Annotated in this window: 13 protein-coding genes; 2 read left to right on the top strand and 11 right to left on the bottom strand. The window is 42.9% G+C overall.

The annotated features are described in order from the left end of the window. Positions 1-60: 60 nt before the first annotated feature. From ABMY45_RS08745 to ABMY45_RS08790, 10 genes are all read right to left on the bottom strand, one after another. Positions 61-1,134 (bottom strand): ABC transporter substrate-binding protein, encoded by a 1,074-nt coding sequence (locus ABMY45_RS08745; protein WP_174169229.1) that lies wholly within the window; start codon positions 1,132-1,134, stop codon positions 61-63. Beyond that, positions 1,127-2,224 carry a DUF418 domain-containing protein gene (locus ABMY45_RS08750; protein WP_227387912.1) on the bottom strand — a complete coding sequence of 366 codons (1,098 nt, stop codon included), beginning with the start codon at positions 2,222-2,224 and terminating at the stop codon, positions 1,127-1,129. The genes ABMY45_RS08745 and ABMY45_RS08750 overlap by 8 nt, the downstream gene beginning before the upstream one ends. Further along, positions 2,224-3,441 (bottom strand): HDOD domain-containing protein, encoded by a 1,218-nt coding sequence (locus ABMY45_RS08755; RefSeq protein WP_174169230.1) that lies wholly within the window; start codon positions 3,439-3,441, stop codon positions 2,224-2,226. Before ABMY45_RS08755 ends, ABMY45_RS08750 begins: the two co-directional genes overlap by 1 nt. 258 nt (positions 3,442-3,699) lie before the next feature. Next, complete coding sequence (locus tag ABMY45_RS08760) at positions 3,700-5,235, bottom strand: glycogen/starch synthase (RefSeq protein ID WP_206471999.1); 1,536 nt, start codon at positions 5,233-5,235, stop codon at positions 3,700-3,702. 16 nt (positions 5,236-5,251) lie between these two features. Next, positions 5,252-6,526: a glucose-1-phosphate adenylyltransferase gene (gene glgC, locus ABMY45_RS08765; RefSeq protein ID WP_010372983.1), complete on the bottom strand. Its 1,275-nt coding sequence runs from the start codon at positions 6,524-6,526 to the stop codon at positions 5,252-5,254. A 32-nt stretch (positions 6,527-6,558) separates the two neighbouring features. Beyond that, a complete protein-coding gene (locus ABMY45_RS08770; RefSeq protein WP_010605395.1) occupies positions 6,559-9,042 on the bottom strand; it encodes a glycogen/starch/alpha-glucan phosphorylase in 2,484 nt (827 codons plus the stop codon). Beyond that, positions 9,035-11,086, bottom strand: a complete 2,052-nt coding sequence (gene glgX / locus ABMY45_RS08775; RefSeq protein WP_174169233.1) for a glycogen debranching protein GlgX — start codon at positions 11,084-11,086, stop codon at positions 9,035-9,037. Before glgX ends, ABMY45_RS08770 begins: the two co-directional genes overlap by 8 nt. After that, a complete protein-coding gene (gene glgB, locus ABMY45_RS08780) occupies positions 11,080-13,320 on the bottom strand; it encodes a 1,4-alpha-glucan branching protein GlgB (protein ID WP_349288766.1) in 2,241 nt (746 codons plus the stop codon). The genes glgX and glgB overlap by 7 nt, the downstream gene beginning before the upstream one ends. Next, positions 13,321-15,300, bottom strand: a complete 1,980-nt coding sequence (gene malQ, locus ABMY45_RS08785) for a 4-alpha-glucanotransferase (RefSeq protein ID WP_349288767.1) — start codon at positions 15,298-15,300, stop codon at positions 13,321-13,323. It lies immediately after the preceding gene. 8 nt (positions 15,301-15,308) lie between these two features. Next, on the bottom strand, positions 15,309-15,608 hold the full coding sequence (locus ABMY45_RS08790; protein WP_010372991.1) for an isoamylase early set domain-containing protein: 300 nt from the start codon (positions 15,606-15,608) through the stop codon (positions 15,309-15,311). Positions 15,609-16,164: 556 nt separating this feature from the next. On the opposite strand from ABMY45_RS08790, the gene ABMY45_RS08795 reads away from it, so the two are divergent. Further along, positions 16,165-18,066 (top strand): EAL domain-containing protein, encoded by a 1,902-nt coding sequence (locus ABMY45_RS08795; RefSeq protein ID WP_206471994.1) that lies wholly within the window; start codon positions 16,165-16,167, stop codon positions 18,064-18,066. Positions 18,067-18,205: 139 nt separating this feature from the next. Here the strand turns inward: ABMY45_RS08795 and ABMY45_RS08800 are convergent, their stop codons facing one another. Beyond that, entirely contained in the window at positions 18,206-18,634 is a 429-nt protein-coding gene (locus ABMY45_RS08800) for an Lrp/AsnC family transcriptional regulator (protein ID WP_010372995.1), read from the bottom strand. A gap of 184 nt (positions 18,635-18,818) precedes the next feature. Between ABMY45_RS08800 and ABMY45_RS08805 the strand changes: the two genes are divergently transcribed. Beyond that, on the top strand, positions 18,819-20,024 hold the full coding sequence (locus ABMY45_RS08805; protein WP_174169237.1) for an aspartate aminotransferase family protein: 1,206 nt from the start codon (positions 18,819-18,821) through the stop codon (positions 20,022-20,024). Positions 20,025-20,029: the final 5 nt, after the last annotated feature.

Here is a 20,029-nt window from a genome sequence, read left to right on the forward strand (position 1 = left end):
AACCACTTTGAGTAAAAACCCGTATTGTAATCGCTTCAACCACTTTACACTACTGCATTTCTACTTTTGCAAACTTTTTCTTAATAGCTCAGGAGAAAAATGATACTGCTCTTTAGGCTTTCCTCTAAGACTCATTGTCTTGTAATCGATAGATTGCCAGTTTTTCGCTGACTTTATCCAGTAATAGTCAGCTAGATTTTCCTTGGTGATCACAGTTAAATCAAACGCAAGTTCAGTGTTATCCTTCCAAAAAGGGTGCCCATAATAATGATCGTACACCGAAATCAACGCCCAAGCCCCCATCATAAAGTGTCCACCAACGGATGCTTGCATCTCATTGTGTTCAATAAGCTCAAAAGTGTCAGACAACCAATCAAATCCACCAAACACTATTTGTGAGGTGCTTGATGCTGCTGCGGTGATAGCTCCCATCGCCATCAAATCTGACGCACACCAAATAAGGTTTGTTTTTGGATAGCGGTGCAACAATTTCTTAGTCTTATCAAGCGCTTGTTCTTTTGACCAGCCGGCGTAGACAGTTTGCTGAACCACCACGCCAACTTCATCAAAAAAGCGCTTTGCACCGTTACTTCTAATATCTGACTCTGTGCCATAGTGACCATTGATAGCAATAGGGTAAATTGTCTCATGACCGTTAGTTTTAGCTTGTTGGTATAGCTGCTTTGCCAAATCGTAACCGGCTTGGTCATTATCGTGATGCACTTCCCCAAGCCAATACTTATAGTGTTCTTTTGGATTACCAATCGCTTGCCTTTCAGGGCCAGAAATCGTTTCTTCTAAAGTAATATGATTGATACCATATTTTTCTAAAAGCTTTAGGCTTTCCTCGGCACCACCAGGATAATTAATAAGGATGACATAATCGGGAGTAGCACGATAACTCAAATATTTTTTAAGCTCAGCAAGCTGTATAATTCGGTTTCCTTCTCCATAGATCACATCTAATCTAATATCGAATTGATCCGCTGCCGCTTCTGTAATGCCTTGGACGCGCTGCCAAAATGGTTCACCAGGCACAGAAGGATTAACAAACAAGACATTTAAAGACTGTTTAGCATCAACACTAAAACACACCATCCATAGCACTACCCCAATTAGTACTTTTTTAATCATAGCGGGCTCTTCGTATTACTAGCAACTTCAATAACTTCTCAAATGGGCCTTGCTTAAACAACTTAAAATAAATAGACGCAAGGGCTAATTGAATTATAGACGCAATTACAAATGCCGAGAAATAATCCACCCGCTCCCAAGTGCTGATAGCGTTCGGGTTTATAAAGTAAAAATAGCTTACAAACACAATTGACTGGAGAAGATAAAACGAAAGCGCTAGGCGCCCAACACATTGTAAACTCCAAAGTTGATGTTTTGCACCTCGCATTGCCGCCTTAATTACAACGACATAAAACAACGCAACGGGTATCGCAAGGATCCAATCTATTCCTTCAAAAAACTCGACGCCTAGCTTACGCTCAAGAACAAAGCCTACAAATGACAAAATAATGGCTACAACGGCAAACAAATTAATTTTATGAATAGGTTCAGTACGCTCTAAATCAAACATTCCACTTCGATATAAACGCATACCAAGTAGCATTAACCCGGCGGTATACCACAAAGTAATAACCGGGATAAGCAAACTAATAATGATAAAGTACAGGCTATTAAGGATGAGTAGTTCTAAGTAGCTTGCTGGAATTTGCTGCAAAAACTCGAGGTAGACTTCTGAAGTTCTATTTATTTGTGGTTCTGGATCAATTAATAGCAATAAGCTGATAGCAATAGAAGGGACTAAAATGAATCCAATCGCATAGCGGTTTAGCTTTTTGTCGCTCGCATCTATAAATCGTAGCGCTACAAATCCACTCAACGCATAATTAAATAAAATATCTCCAGGCCAAACCAACAGACCGTGTAACACACCGAAAACCATTAACCATGTTAGTCGATGTCTTGCAAGGCTCTGATCATCTGTCTTTGCTACCTGAATGCACAATGCCGCCCCAAATAACATGGCAAATAAGGTTCTGAATCGACCATCAAAGAAAATACTGTTAACCATTGCGAAGAACGGATCAAGATAGTGGGCAGTTTGAGCTGGTACATAACCCAACTCAAAATTGGCCATATGCACCATATTCATGGAAAGCAAGCCAAGCAGCGCGAACCCGCGGATCGCATCCATCGCAATAATTCTATTCATCAATACACACGGTTTTTATACATATCAGCCCAGTTTATCGCAGCGGCATGAAAATCAGGAAGGTTTTCGTCTTTATAGTTTAAATAACTGCACGCATCCTGCAGAGTCCACCAGCTTCCAGACTCATAGGCTCTAACGATATTTAAAATATAATATAGTGTGTTGGGTTTGCCTATCAAAGCATCATGGAGTTGCTCAGGAAAAGGTAGCTTGTTTACAACCTGCTCCATTGGCCTGTCAAGAATGGCATCAAGCAGAGAAAATAACCCTGTCATAAAGCTCATATTGGCAAGCCCTGGCGATATTTGCTGTGCGATAAGTTCACAAAACCGTGAACGAACGATAGAAAGGCGTGTTAATTCTGTCGGTTTTCCCTCGGCTACGTGGGCTGTCATAATTAAGTTTACAAACTTTTTTACACGCTCGTTTCCTAAATATACCAGGGCTTGCTTTAAAGATTCGATACGACTTTTGATCGGAAATACGCCGGAATTAATAAGCCTTAGCAGTTTATACGCAAGCGCAGTGTCCTGAGCAAACAACTCGGCTAATCGCGTAATACTCATATTCGGTTTGAGTGCTTCTTCATAAATGAGCATGACTATCACATAATTGATAGTAATGTCTTTTTGCTCAATCATTTTTGGTTTTGCAAAGAAGTAGCCTTGAAAGAACTGAAATCCCATCTTTTTAGCTTGCTCGAATTCTTCTTCGGTTTCGACTTTTTCCGCAAGTAGTTTAATGTTCTTTCGCTCTTTAATCATGTCAATCACTGGCACTATAGTGTCCAGCGGGTTTTCCATGACGTCGAACTTAATCAACCTTACGAGCTTTAAGAAAGGTTCCCATTCTTTTGAGTATTCAAAATCGTCTAACGCGAGTCTAAAGTTGCTGTGAAATAAGCCTCTTATCCGCTCATAATTTTGTTTTGTTGGCGGAATAGTCTCCAATAGTTCTAAGATCACATCACTTGCTGGGAGAAACTCACACAGCTCCTGACGTAATGAGTCTGGACCAATATTAATTAGCGCTTTCTTTCCCGAAGTGAGATATCGCATGCCGAGGTTAAGTTGATTATTCATTATCAGCTTGGCTGTCGCTGCATCATCTGCAATATTTGGAAAGCTATTTTTTACACCATCGCGAAACAACAATTCGTATGCAACAACTTGTTTTTTACGATTAAATATGGCTTGGCGGGCCACAAAAACCTTCAAACAAAAACTCCTTCGTACCTAAAGTGAACAATCGCACTTTTGGTTTAGCAATTTTTAGATTTTAACCCTTTATGATGATAAAGAAAATCAACCTAAGCTATTAAGAATCAAAATAATAGCTTAAAAGATAATGCAAAATGACAAAAAAGAAAGGCCAAAGCTATCTTTTGATACCTTTGACCTAGTTTTTTGTTTAGCAACTGAGCCAATTGCTAAATACTTAACACAGATGCGAAAATTTTTTTATCTACGTTTTTTCTATCTATATAATTGTTCGCAGTATTTTTGTGCAACATCAGACCAGTCAAAGCGCTGCATACGAGCTTGCAGCCTGAGTTGTTGATATTTTTCGCAATCTCCTATCAGATCAGCAAGTGCTAATTCAAAAATCGCAATAAACTGATTACCTTGCTCTGCGAGTGTTTCCCCTTCAAAGCAATAGCCTGTTTCATTGTGTTTTACCGTATCATATAGTCCACCCACTTTATGTACGATACAAGGTTGTCCAGCGCGCATCGCAAGCATTTGGCTGATACCACAAGGCTCAAAGGAGCTTGGCATTAAAAACAAATCACCTAATGGGTACAGTTGCTCGCCGAGTGCTTTACCATAACCATTTAAAAACAAGACATTGTTATGGCGTGCCATTACTTCGGTAAATAGCTGCTCAAGACTTGGGTCACCAGAGCCTACAATCACAATACGTGCTCCTTGGTGCTTGGCTATTTTTGCAATGTCATCGAGCACAATGCCTGATTGGGTAGGCTGTCTTAAAATAAGTGCTTTTTGATCGGTGAGACGACCAACACTTGTAATTAGCTTGCCGCTAAAGGCTTCGTCACGCCAAGCGAGTATGCGCTGATGAGCAATGTAAAACCGAGACAATACTTGGCTTGATTTTGCCATCCATTGAAACACATGCTGCTCAGCAAGCGCCAAATAGTCAGCAAAAATTAGATTCTCTTCGTCACCTGACTCATCATACACACAACCGTTTAAAATACCTGCTAACCGTCCTTCATGAGACGCATGCTGCATGTCACTTTCTAACCCTTCGCCACCAAAAAAACCAAGCTCAGGATGACTCGGGATCATCACTTCTTTGGCATAGTTAGGAGAAACAACATGCACTTTGTCTGAAAGATTAATAGCCGCTCGCATCGGATTAAAGCAGTGAGGATATTTAGGATCGCAAATACTGAGCCCATCATAGGTGAGTGTCGGAAACCAAGACTCAAGGCTAGAAAAGTCATGATTAAAAGGCCGGATCCCTTGAAGCGCAAGGTTATGCACAGTATAGACTGTCCTTAGCGCCTTTAAGCGTTTGAATCTTGGACTAAACTGACGAAGTACAGCAACGACAGCAGCGTGCCAGTCATGTAGGTGTACAACATCTATCTCAGCTATCAACTCATGTTCAATAAGTTCAGCAACTGCCGCACTAAAAAACGCAAATCGATTTGCATCTGTCGCAAAGGGCTGGTGAGGATCATTACAGTAAATAGCGCCGTGATGCTCACTAAACAATGAGTGTGAAATGACATACTGAGTGACATTGTCACTTTCTTCAACAGACCAAAGAGTCGCCGTTTCTAGGTGTTGACGAAAAGGGACGGCAATATCAGCGACTAAGTTTCGATTTAAAGCAGCTTGGCCATAATCGGGTGTGACTACCGATACTTTAATGCCAAGCTGCGCCAATGCATAAGGTACGTCGCGTATTACATCTGCGACGCCCCCCACCTTACAATTTGGCAACCGATCGTTTTCGGCTGCCACTAAAATTACATGCATAGTACCTCTACATGGATCATTTATTATTTTTTTCCGCAAGCTCTGCGAGCATATCTCGGGTCACCAATACGATCCCCTTATTCGACACTCTAAAGCCATTCTCTTTGTCTAGGTCAGTATCGTAACCAATTGTCATCCCCTCTGGTATTTGACAACTGCGGTCAATGATTGCGTTTTTGATTTTGCAGTTACGCCCGATTTTGGCACCAGGCAACACAACGGCTCCTTCAATTTCACAATACGAGTGAACATGCACATTGGAAAACAGCAATGAACGCTTAACTTTAGAACCAGAAATAATACAGCCACCAGAAACCGTCGAGTCTACGGCCATACCGCGTCTATCATCATCATCAAATATAAATTTAGCTGGTGGTAGCTGTTCCTGATAAGTCCAAATTGGCCAATGAGGATCATAGAGATCAAGTTGTGGTTCAGGAGAAACCAGCTCCATATTTGCTTCCCAGAATGAATCAAGCGTCCCTACATCTCGCCAATACGGCTGCCCTTCATGTGATGGGTCGCAAAATGGATACGCATATACATTATGCTCTTCTATGATGGATGGGATAATATCATGACCAAAGTCACGACCAGATCCTTCTCGTTCCGCATCCTTTTTTAACTGCTCGAATAAAAACTCAGTGTTAAACACATAGTTCCCCATAGACGCCAAACATACACCTGGCTTTCCAGGGATTGACGTCGGATCTACCGGCTTTTCATCAAAGCGACGCACACGGTTGCTTTCATCCACGGTCATTACACCAAACGTTTTCGCTGCTTCTTCACAAGGCACTTCAATACAACATACGGTCATATCTGCACCTGTCTCAACGTGCTTTGCAAGTAAGCCACCGTAATCCATTCTGTAAACATGATCACCCGATAAGATCATAACGTATTTGGGAAGCTCATGACGAATAATATCCATATTCTGGAAAACTGCATCTGCTGTGCCGCAGTACCACTCATCACCATATCGCTGTGATGCTGGCAATATTTCTACAGATTCTCCAAGTTCCTTTTTAAAGTGTCCCCATGCGCGATTAACATGGCGAATAAGGGAGTGCGACTTATACTGCGTGGCAATACCAACCCGTCGGATCCCTGAGTTAATGCAGTTAGACAGTGGGAAATCGATAATTCGATGTTTGCCGCCAAAATAAACAGCGGGTTTCGCTCGCCAATTGGTGAGCTCGTGAAGGCGCGAACCTCTTCCACCCGCAAGTATTAAAGCATATGTTTCTCGAGTGAGGGTACTAATATAACGATTCGCATAATTAGGCATTATTTCTTCTCTCCATAACTTTTTTGCGGTGACTACTGCATTGGGCTCAAGCGCCAAATATCATCGCTGTAATCTTGAATTGTTCTATCGCTAGAAAATTTTCCACTTGCTGCGGTATTGAGAATACTCATGCGCAGCCAATGTTCCTTGTCTTTATATGCTTGAGCCGCATGCTCCTGGCTCTCAACATAGGAAGGAAAATCTTGTGCCACTAACCAAGGATCGGTACTACTCTTAATTGAGTTGATTACGTCATCAAAGATATTAGGCTCAAATAGGTTAAAGTGACCACTTTCGAGCAAAGCCATAACACGTTTAAGGTCATTGTTGCTTTCTATTATCTTAAGGGGCTGATAATTTTGGCGCACTTGCTGTGCTTGTTCAGCAGTTACACCAAATAAGTAAAAGTTGTCTGCACCAACGCATTCTCGTATTTCAATATTTGCACCATCTAAAGTACCTATGGTGATCGCGCCATTCATCATAAACTTCATGTTGCCTGTGCCAGACGCTTCTTTTCCAGCGGTTGAAATTTGCTCTGATAAGTCTGTTGCAGGACAAATCACTTCCATTTTTGAGACATTGTAATTGGGCATGAAAGCCACTCGAAGATAGGGCCTCGCCGCGGGGTCATTGTTGATAACATTGGCAACATTATTTATTAATTTAATGATCTTCTTCGCCATGTAATAACCGGGTGCAGCCTTACCTCCAAACAGTACGCAACGAGGAACAAGCTCTGCCACATCGCCACGACAGATCCGATCGTAAAGATGGATAACGTGCAATACGTTAAGCAACTGACGCTTGTATTCATGAATACGTTTGACCTGAACATCAAACATCATAGTTGGGTCAAACTCTACCTGACATTCATGAGCAATTAGCTCAGCAAGACGTTGTTTGTTGTTTTGTTTGACTGTTAACCATTGCTTTTGGAAGGCGTGGTTATCGTAAAAACGACGTAGTTCACTAATTTTAGAAAAATCAGCTTGCCACCCGTCGCCAATTTTATCGCTAATCAATCGTGCCAGTTCTGGATTACAATGCGATAACCAGCGCCTTGGCGTCACACCGTTGGTTTTATTATTAAACTTCTCTGGGCACAGTTGATAGAAATCGTTAAACAAGCCAGCTTTTAATAACTCGGTATGAAGTGCAGCAACACCATTGACAGAATAACTACCTACAATCGCAAGATACGCCATGCGAATTTGAGGATGGCTAGACTCCTCAATGAGTGACAGCGCGCGCTGCTTTTCGATATCACCGGGCCATTTAAGTGCAACTTCCGACAAAAAGCGGGCATTGATCTCATAGATAATTTCTAGCAACCTTGGTAACAAGCGCTCAAATAAACTCACAGACCAGCGCTCTAATGCTTCAGGCAATAAAGTATGATTGGTATATGCCATGGTTGATGTCGTTATCTTCCACGCGGCATCCCATTCCAGCTCGTAATCGTCTAATAAAATACGCATTAGCTCAGCTACGGCAATACTGGGATGGGTATCATTGAGTTGGAATACGTGATAATCCGCAAAATCACTGAAATCATCGCCATATTGCTCAACCCAAGTTGCAATCACGTCTTGCAAGCTCGCGCTGGATAAAAAGTACTGCTGCCTTAATCTCAGTTCTTTGCCATTTTCACTGGCATCATTGGGATACAGGACCATCGTTATCTGCTCAGCGAGATTCTTCTTCGCCACTGCTTCTGAATAACTACCGGCATTAAATTCGTTGAGGTCAAACTCATCGGTCGCCTCTGATTTCCATAGCCTTAATGTATTTACCACCTCATTACGATATCCAGGAACAGGAACGTCGTAAGGCACGGCGAGAATATCTTGCGTATCAAGCCATTCATGATGCTGCCTACCATTTTTGTCGGTATGTACTTCAACATGACCAAAAAACTTAACTCTGCGGGCTTGTTCTGGTGCGGCAAGCTCCCATGGATGGCCTTCACGGAGCCAGTTATCAGGCTGCTCTACTTGGTGACCCTGTTCACAGGTTTGGTTAAACATCCCAAATTCGTAACGTAAACCGTAACCAACAACAGGAAGGGCTAATGAAGCACAACTATCCAAAAAACAAGCTGCAAGGCGGCCTAAACCACCATTACCAAGACCTGCATCATGTTCAGCCTGCGCGACCTCTTCAAGCTCAGTACAGTATTCTTGTAATGCCGCTTGAACTTGTTCTTCTAAGTCTAGATTTAACACCGCATTAGACAGTGCTCTACCCATTAAAAATTCCAGCGAGAGATAAGCTGCTTTACGCGTCTTTTTACTCTTTATGTGCTCTTTGGTTGCTCGGCAACGGGCGACTAATCGGTCACGAATGGTCAAGGCTAATGCATGGTACAAATACAGTCGCGACTCTCCTACTTTGTCTCGACCTAAGGTGTAGTAAAAGTGACGAGTCAAATCATCACTCAAGGTGTTTTCATCTATCTTTGGTGCATCTTGCCAATGTTTTACCACGCATACTGGCGCACTTTTATTAGCCATGCTTTTCATCCCCTTTGATTGATGTAAATATCCATGCTGACTTAGCTGGAACCTGTAAATAAGAATCTAACTCTGGTCTTTGCGGCTCAACCGCGGTGGTGATTGCTTGCTGCCAATGAGATGAAAATGCACTAAATGGCAGCTTTATTTGCAATGCACTTTCACTGGCGTTCAATATTATCAATAAGCTTTGCCCTAACTGCTGATCGGTGATGGTGTAACTCAACCATTTGCGGCTCGGCTCTCGCCATTGTTCAGGCGATAACGGCTTTGCTTGTTCATTAAACCAATTCACCGCAAAACGACTGTCACTGTCATGGACATAAAATGAGTGAGAAAACGCGGCAAATTGCTTACGAAGCGCAAGTAAATCTTGGATAAAAAAAGTTAAAGTATGGTGTTGCTGGTGGTTTTTCCATGCCAGCCAGCTAGTGCAGTTGTCTTGGCAGTAAGCATTATTGTTGCCACTTTGCGTATGTGCCATTTCGGTTCCCGCACAAATCATCGGGATCCCTTTGGATAAAAACAAAGTGAGTAATGCATTTTTCTGCATACTGAGACGCAATTCATTGATTTGAGGATCGGCACTGAATCCTTCTACCCCACAATTAAATGAAAAGTTTTCACTGTGGCCGTCTCTATTTGCCTCACCGTTTGCTTCATTGTGTTTATGCTCGTAAGCCGTCCAATCAAACAATGAGAAGCCGTCATGACTGGTAAGAAAATTTATGGAGTTCAAAGGACCCCGTAAGTTATGTTCAAACAGATCACTGGAACCATGAATACGCATCGCAAGCTCTGGCAATACTCCCTCATCACCACGCCAGAAGCGCCTAACGGTATCTCGATATTTATCATTCCACTCACGCCACGGAGAAGGAAATTGTCCAAGTTGATACCCACCAGGACCAATATCCCAAGGCTCGGCAATCAGTTTTACTTTGCTAAGCACTGGGTCTTGATGGATCGCTTGCAAAAATGCATGTTGATTTGAAAATCCCGAGGCTTGACGAGCAAGGATCGTCGCCAAATCAAAGCGAAAACCGTCCACCCCCATGTATTCCACCCAATAGCGCAAGCTGTCCAAGACAAGTCTTAATACCACTGGATTCGAGATATTCATTGTGTTTCCACAGCCCGTGTCATTAATGTAGACATTGGGCTTACTCGGCAAGGTACTGTAATAAGTCAGGTTATCAAACCCTTTAAAGCTAATTGTCGGGCCATCCAAACCACCTTCCGCAGTATGGTTAAACACCACATCCAAAATAACCTCAATGCCGGCTTGATGGAGTCGCTCTACCATTACCTTAAATTCGTTGATGTCGTCGTTAACGAGATAACTTTTGTGTGGCGTAAAAAAGTTGAGGCTGTTATATCCCCAATAATTTTTTAGTCCTTTGGTCGTAAGAAATTGCTCGTTGATAAACGCATGCACAGGTAGCAGCTCAATCGCAGTAACACCAATATGCTTGAGGTGATCGATAAAGGTTTGTTCAGCAATCCCTAAATATTTTCCTTGGTGTTTAGTTGGAATATCTGGGTGCCTAACAGTTGCCCCTTTAACATGACATTCATAGATCACCGTTTTACTCCACGGAGTCTTCGGTCGCTTCCCTTGATACTTCTCAATCGCCGTCACTTTACTCTTTGGCATATCACAGGCGTTATCAGATGGGTTTAAATGGCCTACTGGCAAATGGCAAAAATGCCGTTCACTCCAAGTAAACTCACCGAAAAAGTCGCGACAATATGGGTCTAAGAGTAACTTATTAGCATTGAAAAGCAGCCCTTTTTCCGCACTATACTCTCCGTCTACACGATAGCCATATAAGTCTCCGACTTGTGCTCCCTCGATAAACAATGACCAATTTCCGCCCTCATGCCGAAACATCCCTATCCGATTCACTTCGCTATGGCCGCTTTTGTCGAACAGACACAGGGTTACGCGTTTTGCTTTCGGTGCATAAACACAAAAGTTAACGCCTTTATCACTGGCCGTTGCACCCAATAATTGATGATCGCCGCGATAACTGGTTAGCATGTGCCACCAGAGATCAGTTGCAAATACACGGTTGCCAAAGGCGGAACGGTTATATCGATACTTTGCTCAAGGCCATGGCTTGCTATGCTTTTCGATTCAATGAGTTGTTGTTTATGTGCAACGACTCCAACGCCGCTCCCCCAAAATGCTTTGTCATCCGTGTTTAAGACAACTTGATACACACCCGCTGACGGCACGCCTAAGCGGAATTGAAAATGGGTTTGTGGCGTAAAGTTTGCTATCACCACCAGCGGTGTAACACCATCTCGTCCATAGCGTACAAAACTATATATGCTTTGCTCCGCATTCCCACCATCAATCCAATTAAATCCTGTTGATTTGTTATCGCACTCGAATAATTGCGGCGTTGATTTATAGGTCGTATTGAGCGCTTTGACACACTCATACACGCCTTGGTGCGCTTCACTTTCAAGCAATTTCCAGTTGAGTTGTTGGTTATGATCCCACTCCTCTCGGGGGGCAAGTTCAGCGCCCATGAACAGCAACTTTTTACCTGGGTGGGCAAACATAAAGCCATAGTAAGCACGTAAATTAGCGAATTGCTGCCAATCGTCTCCTGGCATTTTGCTCAGTAGCGCACCTTTGCCATGTACCACTTCATCGTGACTTAATGGCAAGATGTAATTTTCAGAATAGGCATACACCATCGAAAAGGTCATTTCATGGTGATGGTACTTGCGATGAATTGGGTCTTTGGACATATAGTTTAGCGTGTCATTCATCCACCCCATATTCCACTTATAACCAAAACCCAAACCATCGTGTTCAACACTGCGGGTAACACCGGGCCAAGCTGTGGATTCTTCAGCGACCATCATTATACCTTCATCAACGCCATAACATTTGGTATTGACTGATTTGAGGCATTCTATTGCACCTAGATTTTCACGGCCACCATATTGATTTGGCACCCATTCCCCATGCTTACGGCTGTAATCCAAATAAAGCATCGATGCCACAGCATCCACCCTTAAGCCATCGATGGCGTATTCTTTTATCCAATACATCGCATTCGACAACAAAAAGCTTTTTACTTCAGCGCGGTCGTAGTTAAAAATATAGGTGTTCCAATCTGGATGAAACCCTTGCCGCTTATCAGCATGTTCGAATAGGTGTGTGCCATCAAATTTATGTAAACCATGGGGATCTGATGGGAAATGTCCCGGTACCCAGTCGATAAGTAATCCGAGCTCTTCACGATGACAGCACTCAACGAAGTAAGCAAAATCCTCAACGCCACCAAAGCGACTGGTTGGCGAGAATAACCCCACCGGTTGGTAACCCCAGGAGCCATCAAAAGGATATTCACTGATAGGCATCAGTTGCAAATGAGTAAACCCCAGTGCCTTTACATAGGGGATAAGGTCGTCCGCTAACTCTCGATACGTAAGATAGCGATTACCTTCTTCCTCTCGGCGTTTCCAAGAGCCCAAATGCACCTCATAAATACTAATGGGTGCATTGATTTTATTACGCAGCGCCTTTTTATCATGATCTGCTTGGCTCAATGTGAAAGCGGCTGGTCGAGCCTGAGTTATACTCGCCGTGCCCGGTGCTTGTTCCATTTTAAATGCAAAGGGGTCGGCCTTTTCTATGCGCTCACCCTCAAATGTAGTAATTGCAAATTTATAGCAGCAGTCTACCTCCAGTGCCGGAATAAAAAGCTCCCATACACCACTGGCTGGGTGTAATCGCATTGGATGCTGCACGGCCTGCCAATGGTTAAACTCACCTATCACAGAAACAGACAACGCATTTGGCGCCCAAACACCAAAGCGAAACCCAATTACACCCTCTATTTCTACTTGATGTGCTCCTAAATGCACATAAGCTTGGGCTTGTGTTCCTTCATTGAATAAGTACAAGGCATCATCAGCCAAGCAACTTTCAAAACTATATACATCCCTCGCAGTGACGGTTTGCTCTGGGTAGTGCACTTCAAGCAGGTAACCTTTGCTGATGTCATCCGCTTTAAAATCTAATGTGAATAGCGCACTTTTGCGAAACCGTTCAAGCGCATAGCTGCTATCGCTGGTAAGCACCTTAACTTCTGTCGCACCTGGAATAAAACAGCGCACGACTGAGCGCTTCGCATCTAGCTGGTGTAACCCTAAGAAGGCAAATGGGTCGCGACACTTACCGGCTTCCAAAGCAGCTAGTTGACTGATGTAGTCATCTACTTGGGCGTCTTCTATTTTTGCTCTTGTATTCATCTATTCTTTCCTGCTGGTTACCGCATCTCGGATCAGCGGCCGAGAACTTGCAATAATTTCCGCTGATGTCTGATTAAGTCGCCTTCTCCAGTTTGGGTACTCTTGGTCAGTACCAGGAATATTCACTGGTAACTTCTGTTCGTCGAGGTCATCAAACTGAATTGTCAGCATTTTTGCAGGCGACTTGGCGAGCACATTGATAAGCGACTGATACACATCACGGGCTTCGCTCGCAAGGCTGACACTCACCTCACCATAGCGACTAAGCCAATGACAAAGCTTCTCTCGCTCGGATGTTCGCTCTTCATCCGATTTTGTTAGTTGGGGTTCGCTCAATAACTGATATTCACGCTTCAACCTAAGGTCATCATGGCTCCACCAGCCAAAAAATGGCGGGACGTCATGGTTAGCAACCATGAGTAACGCATTGTGCTTATAGTGCGTAGGTGCTAAAAACTGACCGTGATAATCCTTCTCGAAGTAAAAAAGAATATTGCTGTATATATGAGACTCAGACATTGCTTCTTTGATTTCGATTGGAACAACCCCTAAGTCTTCACCAATGATCATTACTTGATGTTTGACAGACTCAATTTTGAGGATCGCTAAAAGGTACTCAAATGGATAATATACATAGCAACCTGTTTGCTGCTGATCTTGATAAAAGCACCACCACAACCTTCTTAGGCCCATCACATGGTCAATTCTTAATGCCCCAACACCGGTGATGTTCGCTTGGATCAGCTGTTTAAAAAATGCAAAGCGCTGCGCTTTTAACTTAACGGGATTTAACGCTGGTAATCCCCAGTTTTGACCGAGCTCTGCCCAAGGGTCTGGAGGCGCGCCCACGCGAGCATGTGCGGCATACAAACTTTTATTGCTGTTGTATTCACTTGAGCCGTCAGCACAACCAACGGCTAAATCATTGATTAAACCTACAGCCATACCGGCATTCAGTGCCGAAGACTGGCATTGCGTTAATTGTTCAAACGCAAGCCATTGTAAAAATTTAGCGAAGTCATCGTCCTCAAATGCCTTAAGCTCTTGCTGCTTAACCTGGCAAAATCGAGTAAAGTCTGCACGCCACGCTCCAGTTTGTTCACACAATAACTGCCACGCAAAACGTAACGCGTTAAGCTTACTTTCCATACAGTGAGTCATATCAAGATATGTCGCGTTCAAGTTACTCTTTGAGACGTCTAGATAGTCGGCGAACACACTCACATCTAAGCCAAATTGTTCACACAAAAGCTCGATAGAAATGTAAAAAGGGTGCAGTAGGCGGCGGTCATTTGGGCTGTACGGGCTCGCTTTTTCTGGTTCTTCAACAAACAACAAATGCAGTGGGTTTAACAAAATGTAGTCAACCCCTTCAGCTGCGCTAGCCTCAACTAATTGCTTTAGCTCATAAAAATCCGCACTTAGCTTGCTGCCAGCAGGCTTTAACGAATATAGCTGAATAGACAATCCAAGGAGCTTTTTATGTTGTTCAATCGGGTCATAACACTCTCTAGGCGTCACCCAAAGTTCTGTCCCAAACCGCGCACCATTTAACATTACCTCAGCGCTATGATAACCGACTTCAATCGCGTTTATTGGCACTTCAAGTTGAACATAACGTGTATCTTGATAGCGGTAATCCCCAATCGCTACTTGCTTGTTTGGATCGCAAACACAGCAATAACCCAATGCGGGGATCGACACAGTTAATTCGTTAATTTGCAGGCCAGCATCCACTCTTATCGTAATAGTTGGCATCTCTTTGCAAACCAAAGTAATGGCTTCAACTGGCGTTAACCACTTAGCAATATCCAACTCAAAATTGAGTGTATTTATTTCATCTAGATTGCTGACATCAACACCGCACTCCTGCAATGCCTGTAGACGAGTTTGGTGATCAAATACCACATGATCACCCGTGTATTTATGGTACTCATAACCAATACCATAGAGATAAAGAAGCTGAGCAATGTTGTCCATTTATAATGTTACGCTCTCGCTGTGGACACAACACTGTTGTCTTCTCCAAAGCCGTTGGGCACATAATCATCTGCTTGATGATCATTGTCCCAGACTTCACCATCAATCAAATATCTGAAGTGGTAATCTTTGTCGGTTGGTAAACGGTGTTTGAGCTTGAACGCACTGTCTTTTTTGATGAATTTCATCGGCTCGGGTTGCCAATCATTAAAATCACCAGCAAGTTCCACCGTTTTCGCTTCTGGGTGTGAAAATGAAAATGTAATTTCTGCTTCGTCTTTTGTTTTGAAAAACCGTTTAGTGAGCATATAACCCCCGTTTACCTTTTGTGAGTCCTTATTTCACAGCGACGTACGCTAATACTGCAAACGACTGGTAACTGTGTACGATTTATGTCGAGCATATTGAAATTTAAGTGAAACTAGATGACAACTCACCGTTCGCTTTAAAAATCAACAACCCTAAGTACAGCAAACAAATATTGAGTTTGTATGACAGTACAAATTTGGTGCAATTTTGCACCGCTTTGGCGCAATCTAAATCAGATAAGCAGTGATTTCAGTTTGCTATGAGTTCCTTGCAATCACTGAGCCAATCACATTAAGAGTCAACAAGAAAGCTAGTTAAGAATGGTTATCATGTAAAGTGAATTTAACTAATAATTGATCCCGCTCATATAAAGCAGTCTGCAAAGTGAAATATTTGGTACTTTCACACGATGAAGTTTGCAACTGAATGCTAAAGTGTGTAAAAAACTAGGTTAGCAACTATAATTTCAGATTACATTTTTTGCGATGAAGATCGCATCTGCATATAATTACTCCGTAATATGCAAGAGTCTGAATTACTAAGGAAAGCCTATTCATGCCAAACGCGATAAGACTAACAAGTACCCTACTTCTGGGCACAATATTTGTTGTCATATTGCTGCATCTGTCTTTTAAGGCCCACGTGCTTGAGCTGATCGCTACAACCCCGATAAATGAGCACCTTACAGTATCAATGATATCACCTTGGTATTCCCCACTTCTGCACGGTTTGAGCTTTGCAGCAAGCGGAAACCACACTTATGTTGCAGTAGAATCAACTCTCGGAATACCCAAATATCTGGATGTAAGTACAGTTTGGTATGCCGTATTTACTTCTCCAATCACTCTCATTTCAATTGCAACTTTACTCGCGATTGTTGCGTATCTTTTTAAATCAGAGCGCCGCTACCGTAATCAAGATGAAGATATAAGCGAGGTGAATAAGGACGTTGGAGGAATATTGATGCGTTTAGAGGTTGATAGTGCGCCACTGCACCATAAGTCCTCTCTTGCCAAACTCAGCCATGCGATCCACGACTTGTCTAGCCATCTTGCACGCGTAAAACGCCATTCAGAGTCTCAAATTTTTCAAGACAAGCTCACAAAGCTTATAGATAGACATGCATATATTGACCATATTGAGGCAAAGTTAAAGCAAGCTGAGTTGGCGCAACAAAAATGTGGCCTGCTATTTATTGATTTGGACGGCTTTAAGCAGGTCAACGATTCCTTTGGCCACAGTTTTGGCGACGAAATTCTGATCCAAGTTGCTGCTCGGCTCTCAAAAGTGGTTCGCCAATATGGTTTAGAAGATTGCCACCCTATTCATGGCCTTGAACAAAACCTCTCAAGACTCGGCGGCGATGAATTTTCGCTATTTATTCCCAAATTAAGCAATCCAAGTTTGTGCACAGAAATCGCGCAGTCCATTCTTAGTGATATAGAGCGTGATTTCTTGCTTGGCAATAAGCTTGTCAAAATTGGAGCAAGTATCGGCATCGCGGTATACCCAGATAGTGCAGCAACACCAAACTCATTACTGCAGATGGCTGATGTTGCCATGTATAGAGCAAAAACGGATGGTCGTGGAATTTTTAAAGTTTATTCCCCCGAAATGGGGTCGAAAATGCGACGTTATCACTACCTCTTAGAAGAGTTACGACTCGCTATCTCTGCGCAAAGCTTTTATCTGTCATTCCAACCGATAGTGCATGTTGAAGATTGTGCTATCGACTATTTTGAGGCGCTTATTCGTTGGAACCACCCGATAGAAGGGCAGATTCCACCGGCCGAATTTATTCCAATTGCAGAAGAGTCAAATTTAATTTTAGAGCTTGGTGATTGGATCCTACTTGAGTCGTGTAGGCAAATGTGTGCATGGCATAATGCAGGGATGAAAAAGGTAAAAATCTCGGTCAATGTTTCTGGAATACAATTAAAGCACAGAAAAGTCTTTGAATGGGTAAATGCTGCCCTAGAAAAAACCGGTTTACCAGCTACTGCTTTGATGTTGGAAATCACAGAGTCCACTCTTATCAAGGCCAGCAATGAAACGATTTCACAATTACAACAATGCCGAGATGCAGGAATAAGTGTCGCGATTGATGACTTTGGCACAGGCTTTAGCTCGCTAAGCACCCTCGCCGATTTACCCATTGATGTGATAAAAATCGATAAACTGTTTATCACTCAAGCCAATAGCAACCCCAAGTACCGTAAGATCCTCAATTCCATCAGCGAACTTGGACAACAGTTAGAATTAAAGATTGTTGCCGAGGGCGTTGAACAAACCGAACAATTTGAGCTAGTTAAAAACTTAGGAATTAGCTGTGTACAGGGGTACTTAGTTAGCCGGCCTGAAAGCTCAAATAATGTGGGTAGCAAAGTGTTAAATGGCAATGTGAATCACATCGCAGCCACCGGCACCAGCATTTGGTTACCAGAGCAAGTTGGGTAGCTGCTGTTAATAGTTAAGCGAAAAAAGTTAGCTACATACAGCACCTTGCACGCTAGGAAACCTATTATGCTAAAAGTGGGGTGCTTGGCAAATCGTGATGAACGCCCACAGTATTTAATCTGAACCAAGGCAAGGTTATTTATCGCTTAAATTTGGTTTCTAGGATAACCGATGAATTGGTACGCTCAATCCCCTCTAAATTACCAATTTCATCTAGCAGATGGCTCAACTGCTCCAAACTCTGTGCTTCAACAATGGCAATCAAGTCATATTCCCCACTAATGGCATAAAGCGCAGAAACATTTGGCAACTGCTGCAATGCTAAATTCGCCTTTGTAGTGAGTTTTTGTTTTACCTTAATAGAAACGTGTGCAGATACTAAATCGTCCATATACTGCTCCGCGAACTCTACGCGATAGCCTTTAATTACGCCATTTTGCTCTAATTTTGCGATACGATTTTGTACTGTGGTTCTGGAAAGGTCTAACTTACGTGCCAACTCAGAGATGCTCTCTCGTGCATTATTACGCAACAGTGCAATGAGCTTTTCGTCTTGTGAACTAATCATTTTGCAATTTAATCATGTTAATTTGACATAAATGATAGCAAATATGTGAATTATTGCACTGCAAATTATTACAAAAGCGCGTAATAATGAAGAAATAGCAAGTTGGCTGCGAGCAGAACAACAAGTAATCAGCTTCTGCTCGACAGTAATACCGCACAATGATAACAATTTAGGAGAAAGCGTCATGCAAGCAAATCGCGAATTATTCGATGAAGTCATGGTTCCAAACTACAACCCGTCAGCCGTTATTCCAGTTAAAGGCCAAGGCTCTCGCGTATGGGATCAGACAGGTAGAGAGTTCATCGATTTTGCAGGCGGTATCGCCGTAAACTGTCTAGGCCATTGTCATCCAGCACTAGTCTCTGCACTTAAAGAGCAAGGCGAAAAGATTTGGCACTTATCAAATGTGATGACCAACGAGCCGGCGCTTCGCCTTGCCAAAAAGTTAACTGATGCAACATTCGCAGAAAAAGTCTATTTCGCAAACTCAGGCGCCGAAGCAAACGAGGCGGCACTTAAACTTGCGCGTCGTTGGGCACTGGATAAATTTGGTGCAGAAAAAACGCAAATTATCGCATTCAACAAAGGCTTTCATGGTCGTACTTTCTTCACGGTAACGGTTGGTGGTCAAGCAGCCTATTCAGATGGCTTTGGTCCAAAACCTGCTGATATCACTCATATCGACTATAACGATTTAGCTGCGTTTGAAAAAACAATCTCAGACAATACTTGCGCAGTTATGATGGAACCGCTTCAAGGTGAAGGCGGGATCATTTCTCCAAATGCTGAGTTTGTCCAAGCTGTGCGCGAACTATGTGATAAGCACAACGCGCTACTTATTTTTGATGAAGTACAAACGGGTGTTGGCCGAACTGGTGATCTATATGCTTATCAAGGACTGGGCGTAACACCTGATATCCTAACTAGCGCAAAAGCACTAGGTGGCGGTTTCCCGATTGGCGCGATGCTTACTACCACTGAAATTGCAGCTCACCTTAAAGTAGGCACCCATGGCTCAACTTATGGTGGTAATCCACTGGCCTGCGCAGTAGCGGAAGCTGCATTTGACACCGTAAATACAGAATCGGTGTTAGCTGGCGTAAAAGCCAAAGAACAACTATTCAGAGATGGCCTAAATGCTATTAACGACAAATACAATGTATTTTCTGAAGTGCGCGGTAAAGGTCTTCTTCTTGGTGCAGTGCTCAATGATAAATTTGAAGGCCGTGCACGCGACTTCCTAGTAGCAAGTGCAGAGCACGGTTTAATGTCATTAGTTGCTGGTACTAACGTAGTTCGTTTTACGCCTTCCCTTGTGATCACTGATGAAGAGATCCAAGAAGGTCTAGCACGCTTTGAACAAGCGGTTGCTGCAGTAGTAAACGGCTAAGGAGC

Origin of the sequence: Pseudoalteromonas sp. XMcav11-Q, from assembly GCF_040104525.1 — a bacterium.
In the GTDB taxonomy this organism is placed as follows: Bacteria; Pseudomonadota; Gammaproteobacteria; order Enterobacterales; family Alteromonadaceae; genus Pseudoalteromonas.